This is a genomic window from Streptomyces sp. ADI95-16, from assembly GCF_003721495.1.
Lineage (GTDB): Bacteria > Actinomycetota > Actinomycetes > Streptomycetales > Streptomycetaceae > Streptomyces > Streptomyces goshikiensis.
This window is the reverse complement of sequence record NZ_CP033581.1, coordinates 1,069,445-1,083,210: the sequence shown is the minus strand read 5'-3', so window position 1 is coordinate 1,083,210 and position 13,766 is coordinate 1,069,445. Positions and strand designations below refer to the sequence as shown.

Below are 13,766 nucleotides of genomic sequence, written 5' to 3'. Positions count from 1 at the left end.
CCCACGACCAGATCGGTGCTCGCCAGGGTGTCCGTCCGCTCCGTCGTCACCGGGCGTCACCCGTGCCGCCGTGCCCGTGCGGCCCCAGGGGGCCCCGCTCGGACCCGGTGGTGCCCGGGTCCGAGGAGCGCATGCCGGGGGCCACCGGACCGGCCGCCGCCCCCACCGCGTACGCCCCGGCGAACATCAGCCCGAGGAGCACCAGGAACCCGACCAGCGCCGGCGGCGGCGCCCACCTCGCGATCCCGCTCGCTGCCGGGGCTGGGGACTGCGGCCGCTGCGTCATCGTCACTCCGGGTTCTCGTACTCGGCGCCTGCCGTGACGTAGTCGTACGGGCCCGGGCGGAAGTTCCCGGTCAGCCGGCGGCGAGCGGGGTGTGGCCGGCGGGGACGGCTTCGGCGGCCGTGACGGGGCCGGGCGGCGTGCCGTCACCGAAGGGCCGGCCGCCCAGTGCCTCGCGGCCGTGCGGTGCGAGCCAGCCCGACAGGTCCGGGCCGGCCGGGACGATCCCGGTCGGGTTGATGTCGTCGTGCACCAGGAAGTAGTGCCGCTTGATGTGGTCGAAGTCGACCGTGTCCCCGAATCCGGGGGTCTGGAAGAGGTCCCGGGCGTACGCCCACAGCACCGGCATCTCGGACAGCTTCTGCCGGTTGCACTTGAAATGGCCGTGGTAGACGGAGTCGAAGCGCACCAGCGTGGTGAACAGCCGTACGTCCGCCTCCGTGACCGTGTCCCCGACGAGGTAGCGGGAGCCCTCCAGCCGCTCGGACAGCCAGTCGAGCCGGCCGAAGAGCCGCTCGTACGCGGCGGCGTAGGACTCCTGAGACCCCGCGAACCCGGCCCGGTACACGCCGTTGTTCACATCGGCGTACACCACCTCGTTCACCGCGTCGATCTCCGGCCGCGCGGCCGGCGAGTACAGCGCCGGCGCCCCCTCGCGGTGGTGCGCCGTCCACTCCAGCGACATGTCGATCGTGATCCGCGGGAAGTCGTTGGTCACGACCCGGCCCGTCGGCACGTCCACGATCGCCGGGACGGTGATCCCCCGGCCGTAGTCCGGATCGAGGGCGAGGTAGGCCTCCCGCAGCCGCTCGATGCCCAGCACCGGGTCACGGCCCCCCGGGTCGAGGTCGAAGGTCCAGCTGCGCTCGTCGTGCGTGGGCCCGGCCACGGCCATCGGCAGCGCCGCCTCCAGCCCCAGGAGCCGCCGCACGATCACCGCCCGACCGGCCCACGGACAGGCACGGCTGACCACCAGCCGGTAGCGGCCGGGCTCGACCGGGAAACCCTCGCGTCCGTCCGCGGTGATCCGGGTGGTGACGTACCGGTCGTCGCGGGAGTACTCCTGGCCCCGATGCACATAGCTCACCCCGTCCGCCTACCCAAGTGGCGCGGCCTCGAACGCGTACGGGGCGCCCGCCCGGGCAGGCGGAGGGACATGAAGGCATCGAAAGTCGCTTACAAGCCGGTTGCCCTGGCCCTGGGGGCCGGGGCCGGACTCCTGGCCGGGACGCTGTTCAAACAGGTGTGGAAGCTCGCGGGGCACGAAGACGACGCCCCCGATGCCATGGACGAGGAACGCCAGTGGCGGGAGATCCTGCTCGCGGCGGCGATCCAGGGGGCGATCTTCGCCCTCGTCAAGGCCGCCGTCGAGCGGTCCGGCGCCGTGGCCGTCCGCCGTGTGTCGGGCACCTGGCCCGCGTAGACCGGTCCGCTCAGTACCGCAGGGTGGTTCCCGCCAGTTCCTGCCCCGGCATCCAAGGAAATTTTCCGTACTGAGTGCGGTTTGCTGCGTGTAGCGGTCTTCCGGCCGGGCATTTCCATGGTGAATCGTCAATACAAGAGGGGAAGGGGAGGCCGTGCTGCTCTCTCATCTGTTCGACGGCGGCGTTCTGATCGTCCGGCTGCACGAAGGCCTTGATGTCGGCACGCGCGGCGCCGCCGTCTGGGAGTTCGAAGCGCTGCTCGGCAGCTACCGGCCCCGTACCGTCGTGATGGAACTGCCCCCGGCCGCGGGCGCCGCCGTCGTGAGCACCGTACTGCGCGCCGAACGGCTGTGCCGGGCGGCCGGGGCCTCGCTGGCCGTGGTGGCGCGCCACCTGTCCGAAGCGCAGGGCGCGCTGCGGTCGCACGGGCTGGAGGTGCACGCAACGGCCTCCCAGGCGATCCAGTCCGTCGAGTCCCTCCGGTCCGGAGCGGACCAGGACGCGGCGGCCGCCTGAGCCCGGCCCGCCGGGTTTGCGGCCGGGGAGACCGGTAAGGCGCAGCACATGGTGCGATTCGGATACACGATGATGACCGAGCAGGCCGGCCCCCGGGAGCTGGTGGAGCACGTGGCCGCCGCCGAACGGGCGGGGTTCGACTTCTCCGTCACATCCGACCACTACTCGCCCTGGCTCGCCGCCCAAGGGCACTCCTCGTACGCGTGGAGTGTCCTGGGAGCCGCCGCGCAGGCCACGACGACCATCCCCCTGATGACGTACGTGACCTGCCCGACGGTGCGCTACCACCCGGCGGTCGTGGCCCAGAAGGCGGCGACGCTGCAACTGCTGTCCGAAGGGCGCTTCCGGTTGGGCCTCGGCTCCGGCGAGAACCTCAACGAGCACGTCGTCGGCCCCGGGTGGCCCGCCGCGCACGTGCGGCTGGGGATGCTGGAGGAGGCGGTGGAGATCATCCGCGCCCTCTTCGCCGGCGGCGGCGTGAACCACCACGGGCAGTACTTCGACGTCGAGGACGCCAGGCTGTGGGACCTGCCGGAGCAGCCGCCGCCCATCGGCGTCGCGGTCTCCGGGGACCGGTCCTGCGACCTGGCGGGCCGGCTCGCCGACCTGGTGATCGCCATCGATCCCGACCGGGAACTCCTGGAGGCGTTCGACCGCGCGGGAGGCGCCGGCAAGCCCAGGGTGGGTCAGCTGGCGGTCTGCTACGACCCCGACCGGGACGCGGCCGTCGCCCGCGCCCACGAACAGTTCCGCTGGTCGGCGGGCGGCTGGCGGGTCAACGCGGAGCTGCCCGGACCCGCAGCGTTCGACCAGGCCACGCGGTACGTGCGACCCCAGGACATCGCGGAGTCGATCCCCTGCGGGGACGGGACCGACGAGTTCGTCGACGCGGTCCGCCCGTTCGCGGACGCCGGGTTCACGGAGATCGCGCTCGTACAGGTGGGCGGAGCACACCAACGCCCCTTCATCGACTGGGCCGAGAGCGTCCTGCTCCCCGCCCTGCGCGCATCGTTCGAACCGTAGGCCCACTGACCGGGCCGGACGGACGGGCCCAGCGTCGCCACCGGCATCCGCGGCGCGGGCGGGGCGCGGCCGCCCCGCGTGGCGGCCGCGCCCGGCAGGCGCCACGGTGGAGGGGGGCGATCGACAGCACCGACCGAAAGGCGAGGCATCATGCGAGCGACCCTCATCTACGGCGCGGGCGACGTACGCGTCGAGAACGTCCCGGACCCCGTCCTGCGCGAGCCCACCGACGCCCTGGTGCGGGTCCTGCGCTCGTGCGTGTGCGGCAGCGACCTGTGGCCCTACGGCTCCAAGCCCGCCGCGGACCAGGGCGACCGGATCGGCCACGAGTTCCTCGGCGTCGTCGAGGACACCGGCACCGAGGTGACCGGGCTGCGCCGGGGGGACGTGGTCGTGGCCCCCTTCGTGTGGGCCGACAACACCTGCGACTTCTGCCGCGAGGGCCTTCAGACCTCCTGCCGCCACGGCGGCTTCTGGGGGGCGCAGGACGTCGACGGCGGGCAGGGCGAGGCCGTGCGCGTCCCGCAGGCCGAGGGCACCCTGGTCAAACTGCCCGTCCGAGAGGACTCGGCCCTGCTGCCGTCGCTGCTGACCCTCTCGGACGTGTTCCCCACCGGCCACCACTGCGCGCTCACCGCCGGCGTCGGACCGCGTACGACGGTCACGGTGATCGGGGACGGCGCCGTCGGACTGTCCGCGGTACTGGCCGCCGGGCGGCTCGGAGCCGAACGGATCATCCTGATGGGCCGTCACAAGGACCGCACCGATCTCGGGCGTGACTTCGGCGCCACCGACGTGGTCGAGGAGCGCGGCGAGGAAGGCGTCGAGAAGGTGCGCGAGCTGACCGCGGGCGACGGCACCCACACCGTCCTGGAGTGCGTCGGCCTCAGGCCCGCCATCGAGACCGCCTTCGGCGTCGTGCGCGACGGCGGCACCATCAGCCGGGTCGGCGCCCCGCAGTACCCGGAGGTGCCCATGGACCTGCCGGTGTTCTTCCGCAACATCACCCTCACCGGCGGCGTCGCTCCCGCCCGCGCGTACATCGAGGAACTGCTGCCCGACGTCCTCGACGGGACGGCCGAACCCGGCCGCGTCTTCGACCGCACCGTCGGCCTCGACGACGTCCCCGCCGGCTACCGGGCGATGGCCGACCGTCAGGCGCTGAAGGTCCTGATCCGGCCGTGACGGCCCCGTGACGGCCCCGGGGCGGCGCCATGACGCGCCGACCCGCTCCGGCTCGCGCCGAGAGGGGCCCAAGTGCCCCGTGCCGACGGGACGTTCGGCCCTACGGCGGCGAAGCGGCCGTTCCTAGGCTGGAGCCGTGATCGCCACAAGGGAGCTGCGCGCCGACGGCCCGCCCCACCCCCCGGCTCCGTACGGCCCATCCCCTCACACCCCACCGGCCTTGCGGACGGCGGGCGTTCGACGGCGCGGGTCCGTTTCCGCAGCGGCCCCCGAGGGGTACGGGTCAGGGGACTTCCGGCCGCCATAGGGGTCCAACGTAGGGGTACTGACGGCATTGACCCTCTGCTAGACATGAGTACAACGGAACACGCGTACGGACGCGGTGGAAGAGTTCGGCCAACGAACCAGCGCGCCGCGTCCGCGCCGGAACAGGGAGTCTTCATCCCCTTGATCGACAAGCAGAATGCCGACGGCTGGATCCGCCGCTACCACGCCGCGGACGAAAGCCCGATCCGACTGGTCTGCCTCCCGCACGCCGGGGGATCCGCCTCCTTCTACTACCCCATGTCCCAGGCGCTCGCCCCCGAGGTGGACGTCCTGTCCGTGCAGTACCCCGGACGCCAGGACCGCCGGCACGAGCCGGGAATCACCGACATCGGCGTCTACGCCGACGCGGTGACCAGCGCGCTCGTGCCCTGGCTCGACCGTCCCCTGGCCCTGTTCGGCCACAGCATGGGCGCCGTCCTCGCCTTCGAGGTGGCCCGCCGCCTCGAACGCGAGCACCGCTTCGACCCCGTCCACATCTTCGCCTCGGGACGCCGCTCACCGTCGAGCCACCGCCCCGAGACCGTGCACCTGCGCGACGACGACGGCATCGTGGCCGAAATGCGGGAGCTCAGCGGAACCAACGCCGCGATCCTCGGCAACGAGGAGATCCTGCGCATGGTGCTCCCCGCCATCCGGAGCGACTACACCGCGATCGAGAACTACCGGGCCGCGCCCGAGGACACGGTGAACACCCCCATCACCGTGCTGACCGGCGAATCCGACCCCCGGACCAGCCGGGAGGAAGCCGACGCCTGGCGAGGGCACACCCGCGCGGCATTCGACATCCACCGTTATCCCGGGGGTCACTTCTTCCTCGCCCAGCATCAGCCGCAGATCCTGAAGGTCGTTTCCGAGGAGCTCGCAGCGGCCGTCCGAAAGGGCTGAGCCGCCCGCCGGGAAACCGCGTGACCAGCGGCACCCCAGACGGCGAACGGACGAGAACGGGCCCCGAGGCCGGGCCGGACAGCCCTCCCCGCACGGAGGGAACCGGCCCCGCCCCGGCGGCCCGCCCCGCCCACGAGGCGGGACGCGAGGAGGAACGACGCAGTGCAGCGCAGCAGCACACGTACAGAAGACTCGGGGGAAGGGAACCTGTTGGTGGCAAGGCTGGTCGAGCGCGACAAGCAGTGGGAGACGCTGGACGACCTGCTCGGCAGCGCCCGGCGGGGCCGCGGACGCGTCGCCGTCATCAGCGGGCCGATCGCCGGCGGCAAGACGACCCTGCTGGAGCACTTCACCGAACACGCCATGTCGGAAGGCGTACTGGTCCTCGAAGCCGCAGGATCCCGCGCGGAGCGCTACCTCCCCTTCGGCATCCTGCGCCGCGTCCTCGACAGCGCCGCGCCACTGGAGCCCGCCGTCCACGCCGAGGCCACCGCCCTGCTCGACGGCGTCGCCGCCCAGATCGCCGACGCCGAGGACGCCACCGGCGGCGTCGAGGCCGGAATGCGGGTCCTCCCGCACATCTGCGCCTCGCTGCTGCGGATCGCCCGGGACCGCACCCTCGTCATCGCCGTCGACGACGTCCACCACGGCGACGAACTCTCCCGCGCCTTCCTGCTCTGCCTCGCCCGCAGGGTCCGGCAGGCCGGCGTCCTCATCGTCCTCACCGAGGCCGTACGACTGCTGCCCGCCCAACTCGCCTTCCACGCCGAGCTGCAGCGCCAGCCCCACTGCACCACCATCCGGCTGCCGCTGCTCAGCGCCGACGGAACCGGACGCGTACTGGCCGGCCACTTCTCCACCGCCGCCGCCCAGCGGGTCTCCGCCGACTGCCAGGAAACCACCGGCGGAAACCCGCTGCTGGTCAAGGCCCTGCTGGAGGACGGCCTGACGGTCCTCGGCGACAGCGAGCCGTTCCAGCCGCTCGCCCCCGCCGAAGCCTTCGAACGCGCCGTGCTCGACTGCCTCCACCGGGGCGACCCGGAGACGCTGGCGATCGCCCGCGGCATCGCCGTCCTCGGCGACACCTGCCCGCCCCTCGTGCTCAGCCGCATCACCGACGTCCACGTCAAGACCGCCGAACTGGCCGTCCAGGACCTCAACCGCTGCGGCATCCTGCGCGGCGGCGCCTTCCGCGAGGCCGCCACCCGCGCCGCGGTGCTCGCCGCGACCCCGACCGGGGCGCTGTCCCTGCTCCACCAGCGCGCCGCTCGACTGCTGCACCAGGAAGGCGCACCCGCCCTCGACATCGCCCGCCACCTCCTCGCCGCCCGCAAGCCGGTGACGGACTGGGCGATCCCCGTCCTCCAGGAAGCCTCCGAGTACGCCCTCGTCGAAGGCGACCCGAAGCTGGCCCTGCGGTGCGGAGAGCTCGCCGTCGACTCCTGCCCCGAGGGCCCCTGCCGCACCGCTCTGAAGTCCCGCCTGGTCAGCATCGTCTGGCGCAGCAGCCCGGTCGCCGCCGAGGGCCACCTGCGCCAGCTGTCCCGGGAGTTCCGCGCCGGCCGGCTCACCGACCGCGACCTCCTCCACGCCGTGACCTGCCTCGCCTGGATAGGGGAGGCCCGGCAGGCGAGCGAGGAGATACGCCGCCTGCAAGCCGCCGCCGAGGAAGCCCGGGACGCCGGGGGGTCCTTCGCCTACCGCCCCGCCACCCTCGCCGCCGCGCAGAGCTGGCTCTCCGTGGTCAGCCCGCCGGTCCGCGAGGCGTTCGCGACCACCGGCGCCCCCTACGCCGCCCGGCCCGGCGCCCCGCGGACGCCGGCCCCGGCCACCGGGGCGGGCGCGGCGGGCGCAGCCCCGTACGACATGCCCGACGACGCCCACATCCCGGCCGTCGAGGCCATGCGGACCGCGCTGCGCGGCGGCCAGGGCGAAGCGGCCGTCGCCGAGGCCACCCGGGTGCTCCAGCGCTACCACCTCAGCGACCGCACCCTCACCCCCCTCGTCCTCGCCGTACTGGCCCTCGTCTACGCCGGCCGCCTCGACCTCGCCCTCACCTGGATCGACCGGCTCCTCGGCGAATGCTCCGCCCGCAACGCCCCGACCTGGCAGGCGGCCCTCGGCGTGGTCCGGGCCGAGGTCGCCCTCCGCCAGGGCGACCTGCCGGGTGCGGCCGCCCAGGCCCGCCAGGCCATGTCCCTCATATCGGCGCAGTGCTGGGGCGTGGCCATCGCACTGCCGCTGGCCATCCTCATCGAGGCCGAAACCCAGATGGGCAACCTCGACGAGGCGATGAGCCTGCTCGAACAGCCGGTACCCGACACCATGCTGGAAACGCAGGTCGGGCTGCACTACCTGCGCGCCCGGGGCCGCTGCCACCTCGCCACCGGCCGCTACCACGCCGCCGTCCGCGACTTCCTCACCTGCGGCGAACTGATGCAGGCCTGGGGCATGGACGCCGTGGAACTGGCACCCTGGCGGCTGGACGCCGCCGAGGCCTGGCTCGCCATCGGCAACGTGTCCCGCGCCCGGCAGTACGTCGAACAGCAGAAGCAGCGCGAACCGGGCCCGCCCGGCAGCCGCGCCCGCGGCGCCCTGCTGCTCGCCCTCGCCCGTACCAGTGGCGACCTCGCGTACCGCGTCAAACGGCTCACCGAATCCGTCGAGGCCCTGGAACAGGGCGAGGACCGGCTCCAACTGGCCGTGGCGCTCGGGGAACTGGGCAGCGCCCACCGCGCCGCCGGGGACTTCAACCGAGCCCGGATGCTCGTACGCAAGGCCTGGCACGTCGCCAAGTCCTGCGGGGCACAGCCGCTGTGCCTCCAGTTCACCCCCGGACAGGGCGACGGCGAGGCCGTCCCCGCCCCGCCCGGGCGCGAGGCCGAACCGGCGGCCGGCGAGGCCGAGGCGCTCTCCGAGGCCGAGGCGCGTGTGGCCCTGCTCGCGGCGCGCGGTCACACCAACCGTGAGATCGCCACCAAGCTGTACGTGACCGTCTCCACCGTCGAGCAGCACCTGACCCGGATCTACCGCAAGCTGAAGGTCAAGCGGCGCCGCGACCTGCCCGCCCGGCTGTGGGACCTGAGCCTGCCCGGCACCGCCTGAGACCCGGACGCGAAAGCCCGGCCGTACCCCGCCCCAGGGGTACGGCCGGGCCCTCGCGGCCGTGGCCCCTCAGGACAGCAGGCCCCGCTCCAGCGCCGTGATCACGGCCGCCGTGCGGTCCGACACCGACAGCTTCTTGAACGACCGCAACAGGTGCGTCTTGACCGTCGCCTCGCTGATGAACAGCCGGCGCCCGATGTCCGCGTTGGTCAGACCCTGCCTGACCAGCTGCAACACCTCGCACTCCCGCTCCGACAGCACCGGCGCCTCCACCACCCGGGCCCGGAACAGCTTCGGCGCCAGCGACGGCGTCAGCACCGTCTCACCGCGCGCCGCCGCCTTCACCGCGTTCACGAGCTCCTCGCGGGAACTGCCCTTCAGCAGATAGCCCGCCGCGCCGGCCTCCACCGCGCGCAGGATGTCGGCGTCGTCCTCGTACGTGGTCACGATGACCACCTTGCTCCGCGGCGACTCCCGCAGGATGTGCCCGGTCGCGGCCACCCCGTCCATCGCGCCCATCCGCAGGTCGAGCAGGACGATGTCGGGCCGCAGCCGGCCGGCCTGCAGCACCGCCTCCTCACCGGAACCCGCCTGCCCCACCACCCGGATGCCCTCGTCCAGCTCCAGCATGGCGCTCAGGCCCTCCCGGACCACCGGATGGTCATCGGCGAGCAGCACCCCGATCGGTTCGCGCTCACTCACCGGCCGACCCCCGCGCCACCGGGCCCAGCGGCACCGTCACCTCGATGACCGTGCCCGCACCCGGGGTGCTGCTGATCTGTGCCATGCCGCCGATCTCCTCCACCCGGGCCCGCATGCCGCGCAGCCCGAAACCGTTCCGCTCGCCGTCCGCCCCGCGCTCCCGCGCGTCCGCCGGCTCCGGGCCCCGCCCGTCGTCCTGCGCACGGAAACCGGCGCCGTCGTCGCGGACCACCAGCCGTACCGTGTCCGGCGCGAACGCCACCAGCACCTCCACCCTACGGGCGTTCCGCGCGTGCTTGCGCACGTTGGCGAACGCCTCCTGCGCCGAACGCAGCAGCACCACGCTGACCGCCATCGGCAGCGACCGCTCCTCGCCGCGGGCCGAGCACCGCACCGTCAGCCCCGTCTCCTCCCTCAGCAGATCGGCCTGGCGCCGTACGGCCTGCACCACCGAGCTCTCCCGCAGCGGCGGCGGGGTCAGCGCGGAGACGAACCCGCGGGCCTCGGCCAGGCTGTCCTGCGCGACCCGGCCCGCCAGCCCGAGCCGGGACCGCGCCCGCTCCGGATTGCCCACCACCTCCGACTCGGCCGCCTGCACCAGGCTGATGATGCTCGTCAGGCTCTGCGCCAGGGTGTCGTGGATCTCCCGGGCCAGCCGCTCCCGCTCGGCGGAGATGCCGGCCTGGTGGGACAACCGGGCTTCGCGCTCCCGGCTGCGCCGCAACTCGTTGATCAGTTCGCCCCGGTCGGTGCTCTGCCGCACCACCCGGGTGATCCACAGGCCCAGCAGCACCGACAGGGCGATGCCCAGCAGCGATATGGGCAGCACCGAGAGGATGTGGGGATCGAACTCCCCGCCCCGCAGCCACACCACCGTCACCGGCCACAGGTTGGCCAGTACGACCAGCACGATCGCCGGCGGCACCGACAGGCTCATCATGAGCATGGGCACCACCGCGAACAGCGCGAAGGAACCCGCGAGATCGAGCATGCTGGCAGAACCGAACAGCAGGAGGAGCCCGGCGGAGAACACGATGCTCCGCGGCCCCGCCGTCCGGTGGAGCATCAGCCTCCGGCCGAGCCCCGCGTACCAGGGCACGATCAGCGTCAGCGCGCCGACCGCGAGGGCCCGGTGGGCCTGGCTCTCGGCCGAGGTGAACAGCAGGATGACGGTGACGAGGTACGAGGCGGCGAAATAGCCGTCCCACAGGCCGAACCAGCGGCTTCCCGAGTCCGGGCCGTAGTTCGCGGCCGTCCGCGGGACCTCCGCCTGAGAATCTATGTGCACGGCACCAGTCCTACCACGAGGTCCGCCGGTGTCCGTCGATCGGTTGACAGCCGGTCCCACCGATCGGTCGTCCCCCGGACCCGGCCGCCCCGCCTACGTTGGAACCAGCGGAAGGAACCGCGACAAGGGATTCCGAGGGAACGCGGAAAGGACGGGTCAGGTCACGTGGGTCAGTTCACTACGGCGCTCATCACCTGCGGATCGATCCTGGCCGTCATCCTCGCGTCCGACTCCGGTAACCGGCGCATCACCGTGATGAGGATCGCCGGCCCCACACTGGTGGCTGTCCTCGCCGCCGCCGCTTGCGTACACTCCTTCCCGACGGCGGGCAACGACACATCGCTGCACCTCGCCGGCATCGGCATGGGCGCCATCTGCGGTCTCGGCGCGACCTCCCTGCTCACCGCCCACCGGGACAGCGCGGGAGGCATCCGCAGCACCGGCGGACCCGGCCACGCAGCGGTCTGGACCCTCCTCTCCACCGTCCAGATCCTCTTCGCGTACGGCTGCGAGCACTGGTTCGACGCCTCCGTGACCCGCTTCACCACCGACTATCAACTCAGCGGCAGTGAGGTCCTCGTGAGCTCCCTCGCGCTGATGTCGCTGTCGATGGTGACGGCCCGGGCCGCCGTCCTGCTGTCCCGGCTGCGCACCGTACGCACCGCGACGGCACCGGTCGCCGACCGGGGAGCGAACTGAAAGCAATGCGGTACGAGTCGACCGGCGACGAATCAGAATCCTTCAGGAACCAGGGTGAGGCAGTGCTAGACAACCAAGAACTGAGGCTCCGTCCGCCTCGCAACCGGGTCGAGAGCCGTGCGATCGGATGGTGGACCCTCCAGTCCTCCCTGTTCGCCCTGCCGCTCCCGCTCGTGTTCGGCGTGCTGTACCTCACCATCGCACCGGCCCGGTTCGTCTTCGGACCGCTCTTCCTCGCCGCCCTCGTCCCCGGCCTCCTCTACATGGGCGTCATGCCCATATGGCGCTACCGGGTGCACCGCTGGGAGATGACCGACGAAGCCGTCTACGCCGCCTCGGGATGGCTCTGGCAGCGCTGGCGGGTCGTCCCCCTGTCCCGCGTCCAGACCGTCGACATGCTCCGCGGCCCGCTCCAGCAGATGTTCCGGCTCTCCGGCATCACCGTCACCAGCGCCTCCTCCTCCGGCGCCGTGAAGATCAAGGGGCTGGACCACGGGACCGCCACCGAACTCGTGGAGCAGTTGACCAGGTCCACCCAGGCCGTACCGGGAGACGCCACGTGACACCGGACACCGCGGTACGAGAGGCGAAGCACGCCCAGGACGACCCGTGGGGGCGGCTCAACCCGCGCCTGTTCCTCGTCAACCTGAGCGTGGTGGCCACACCGCTGGCCACCTTCGGAGCCACCACCGTCCTCACCGGCGGCGAGGTCAACCTCCAGGTCCTGATCACGTTCGCCACGTTCCTCATCACCTGCCTCGTCATCTCCGGCATCAGCCTGATGCGCCTCATCACCACCCGGTACCGCGTCACCGAAGACCGGGTGGAACTCCACAAGGGATGGCTCTTCCGCAGCCAGCGCTCGGTACCCGTCGACCGCATCCGCAGCGTCGACCTGACCGCCAACCCCCTCCACCGGATCTTCGGCCTCACCTCCCTGAAGGTCTCCACCGGCGACCAGGCCTCCTCCGGCGGCGGCCTGTCCCTCGACGGCCTCAGCAACCGCGACGCCGACGCGCTGCGCAGCCGGCTCAGCGAACTCCGCCACGCCCGCCAGGGGCTGCGGACCGCCGACGGCGACACCGACACCACCATCGCCGAACTCGACTGGGCGTGGCTGCGGTACGCACCCCTGACCCTGTGGGGCGTCGGCGGCGTCTTCATCGCCGTCGGCAGCGTCTACCGCACCCTGCACGAGATGAAGATCGACCCCCTCGAACTCGGCATCGTCAAGGACCTGGAGCACCGCTTCGGCTCCGTACCGCTCTGGTACGGCATCCTCGTGGCCCTCCTCGTCATCGTCCTGATCGGCGTCGCCGGCTCCACGGCCACCTTCATCGAAGGCTGGGGCGGCTACCGCCTCGACCGCCCCGAGACGGGCATGCTCCGCGTCCGCCGCGGCCTGCTCATCACCCGCTCCGTCAGCATCGAGGAACAGCGGCTGCGCGGCGTCGAGGTGGCCGAGCCGCTGCTGCTGCGCTGGGCCGGAGGCGCCCGCGTCAAGGCCGTCGCCAGCGGCCTCGGCGACGAGGACGAGAACAGCAGCCGCAGCCGGCTCACCCCGCCCGTACCCCTGGCCCTGGCCCGCCGGATCGCCGCCGACGTCCTCGGCGGGGACGTGTCCCCGACCGACGAGGCGGACCTCGCACCGCATCCCCGCGCCGCCCTGCGGCGCAGGATCAACCGCGCCCTGCGCTGGGTCGTCCTGATCGCCGCACCGTTCGTCGGCCTCGGCCTGTGGCTCACACCGGCCCTCGTACACACCGGCTGGATCACCGTCCTGGTGCTCCTGCCCGTCTGCCTGGCCTTCGCCCACGACGCCTACCGCAACCTCGGCCACGCCGTCCACGGCCCCTACCTCGTCACCCGCGCCGGCACCTTCACCCGCCGCACCGCCGCCGTCCAGCGCGACGGGATCATCGGCTGGTCCATCACCCGCTCCGTCTTCCAGCGCAAGGCCGGCCTGCTCACCCTCGGAGCCGCCACCGCCGCCGGAAGCGGCGTCTACAAGGTCCGCGACGTCTCGGTCTCCGAAGGCCTCGCCCTCGCCGAAGAGGCGGTACCCGGCCTGCTCGCCCCGTTCATCGAACGGCACCCCGCCCGCCGCTGACCACCGACGGACACCACCCCCGATAACCAACTGGCGCACCCCCGGGAGACGGAGGGGCGGTCCCCCCGGCCGCCCCTCCGTCTCCATGTCCGCCCGCTCCCGGACGGCGAATCCGGAATCGGCCGATGACAAAGACATTCGGAATTCTTGCAATCGCCCATACTCCGGGGGCATTATGATGCGGCGCGCCCACTGAATCACGACGCCTTTCCTGGGGCC

General features: G+C 72.5%; 13 protein-coding genes. 9 read left to right on the top strand and 4 right to left on the bottom strand.

Annotated elements, in window-relative coordinates:
- Positions 1–46: 46 nt before the first annotated feature.
- Together EES41_RS04440 and EES41_RS04435 are read right to left on the bottom strand one after the other, a co-directional pair.
- Positions 47–286 (bottom strand): hypothetical protein, encoded by a 240-nt coding sequence (locus EES41_RS04440; RefSeq protein ID WP_123075827.1) that lies wholly within the window; start codon positions 284–286, stop codon positions 47–49.
- A 70-nt stretch (positions 287–356) separates the two neighbouring features.
- A complete protein-coding gene (locus EES41_RS04435) occupies positions 357–1,361 on the bottom strand; it encodes a glutathione S-transferase family protein (RefSeq protein ID WP_123075826.1) in 1,005 nt (334 codons plus the stop codon).
- A gap of 78 nt (positions 1,362–1,439) precedes the next feature.
- Here EES41_RS04435 and EES41_RS04430 point away from each other — a divergent pair, with 78 nt between their 5' ends.
- The 6 genes from EES41_RS04430 to EES41_RS04405 all read left to right on the top strand — a co-directional run bounded on the left by EES41_RS04430 (position 1,440) and on the right by EES41_RS04405 (position 8,748).
- On the top strand, positions 1,440–1,706 hold the full coding sequence (locus EES41_RS04430; protein ID WP_123075825.1) for a DUF4235 domain-containing protein: 267 nt from the start codon (positions 1,440–1,442) through the stop codon (positions 1,704–1,706).
- A 154-nt stretch (positions 1,707–1,860) separates the two neighbouring features.
- Positions 1,861–2,223, top strand: coding sequence for a hypothetical protein (locus tag EES41_RS04425; protein WP_123075824.1), 363 nt, complete (start codon positions 1,861–1,863; stop codon positions 2,221–2,223).
- A 48-nt stretch (positions 2,224–2,271) separates the two neighbouring features.
- Positions 2,272–3,246: an LLM class F420-dependent oxidoreductase gene (locus tag EES41_RS04420; protein WP_123075823.1), complete on the top strand. Its 975-nt coding sequence runs from the start codon at positions 2,272–2,274 to the stop codon at positions 3,244–3,246.
- 150 nt (positions 3,247–3,396) lie between these two features.
- Positions 3,397–4,431 (top strand): alcohol dehydrogenase catalytic domain-containing protein, encoded by a 1,035-nt coding sequence (locus EES41_RS04415; protein WP_123075822.1) that lies wholly within the window; start codon positions 3,397–3,399, stop codon positions 4,429–4,431.
- 447 nt (positions 4,432–4,878) lie between these two features.
- Positions 4,879–5,643: a thioesterase II family protein gene (locus EES41_RS04410; RefSeq protein ID WP_073776050.1), complete on the top strand. Its 765-nt coding sequence runs from the start codon at positions 4,879–4,881 to the stop codon at positions 5,641–5,643.
- A gap of 213 nt (positions 5,644–5,856) precedes the next feature.
- Positions 5,857–8,748 carry a LuxR family transcriptional regulator gene (locus tag EES41_RS04405; RefSeq protein WP_254211308.1) on the top strand — a complete coding sequence of 964 codons (2,892 nt, stop codon included), beginning with the start codon at positions 5,857–5,859 and terminating at the stop codon, positions 8,746–8,748.
- 69 nt (positions 8,749–8,817) lie between these two features.
- Here the strand turns inward: EES41_RS04405 and EES41_RS04400 are convergent, their stop codons facing one another.
- Positions 8,818–9,450 carry a response regulator transcription factor gene (locus tag EES41_RS04400; protein WP_008742470.1) on the bottom strand — a complete coding sequence of 211 codons (633 nt, stop codon included), beginning with the start codon at positions 9,448–9,450 and terminating at the stop codon, positions 8,818–8,820.
- Positions 9,443–10,738 carry a sensor histidine kinase gene (locus EES41_RS04395; protein ID WP_254211307.1) on the bottom strand — a complete coding sequence of 432 codons (1,296 nt, stop codon included), beginning with the start codon at positions 10,736–10,738 and terminating at the stop codon, positions 9,443–9,445. Before EES41_RS04395 ends, EES41_RS04400 begins: the two co-directional genes overlap by 8 nt.
- A gap of 165 nt (positions 10,739–10,903) precedes the next feature.
- On the opposite strand from EES41_RS04395, the gene EES41_RS04390 reads away from it, so the two are divergent.
- From EES41_RS04390 to EES41_RS04380, 3 genes are all read left to right on the top strand, one after another.
- Positions 10,904–11,437: a hypothetical protein gene (locus EES41_RS04390; protein WP_123075820.1), complete on the top strand. Its 534-nt coding sequence runs from the start codon at positions 10,904–10,906 to the stop codon at positions 11,435–11,437.
- Positions 11,438–11,499: 62 nt separating this feature from the next.
- Positions 11,500–12,000 carry a PH domain-containing protein gene (locus EES41_RS04385; RefSeq protein WP_123082252.1) on the top strand — a complete coding sequence of 167 codons (501 nt, stop codon included), beginning with the start codon at positions 11,500–11,502 and terminating at the stop codon, positions 11,998–12,000.
- Entirely contained in the window at positions 11,997–13,547 is a 1,551-nt protein-coding gene (locus tag EES41_RS04380) for a PH domain-containing protein (RefSeq protein WP_123075818.1), read from the top strand. The genes EES41_RS04385 and EES41_RS04380 overlap by 4 nt, the downstream gene beginning before the upstream one ends.
- Positions 13,548–13,766 lie beyond the last annotated feature (219 nt).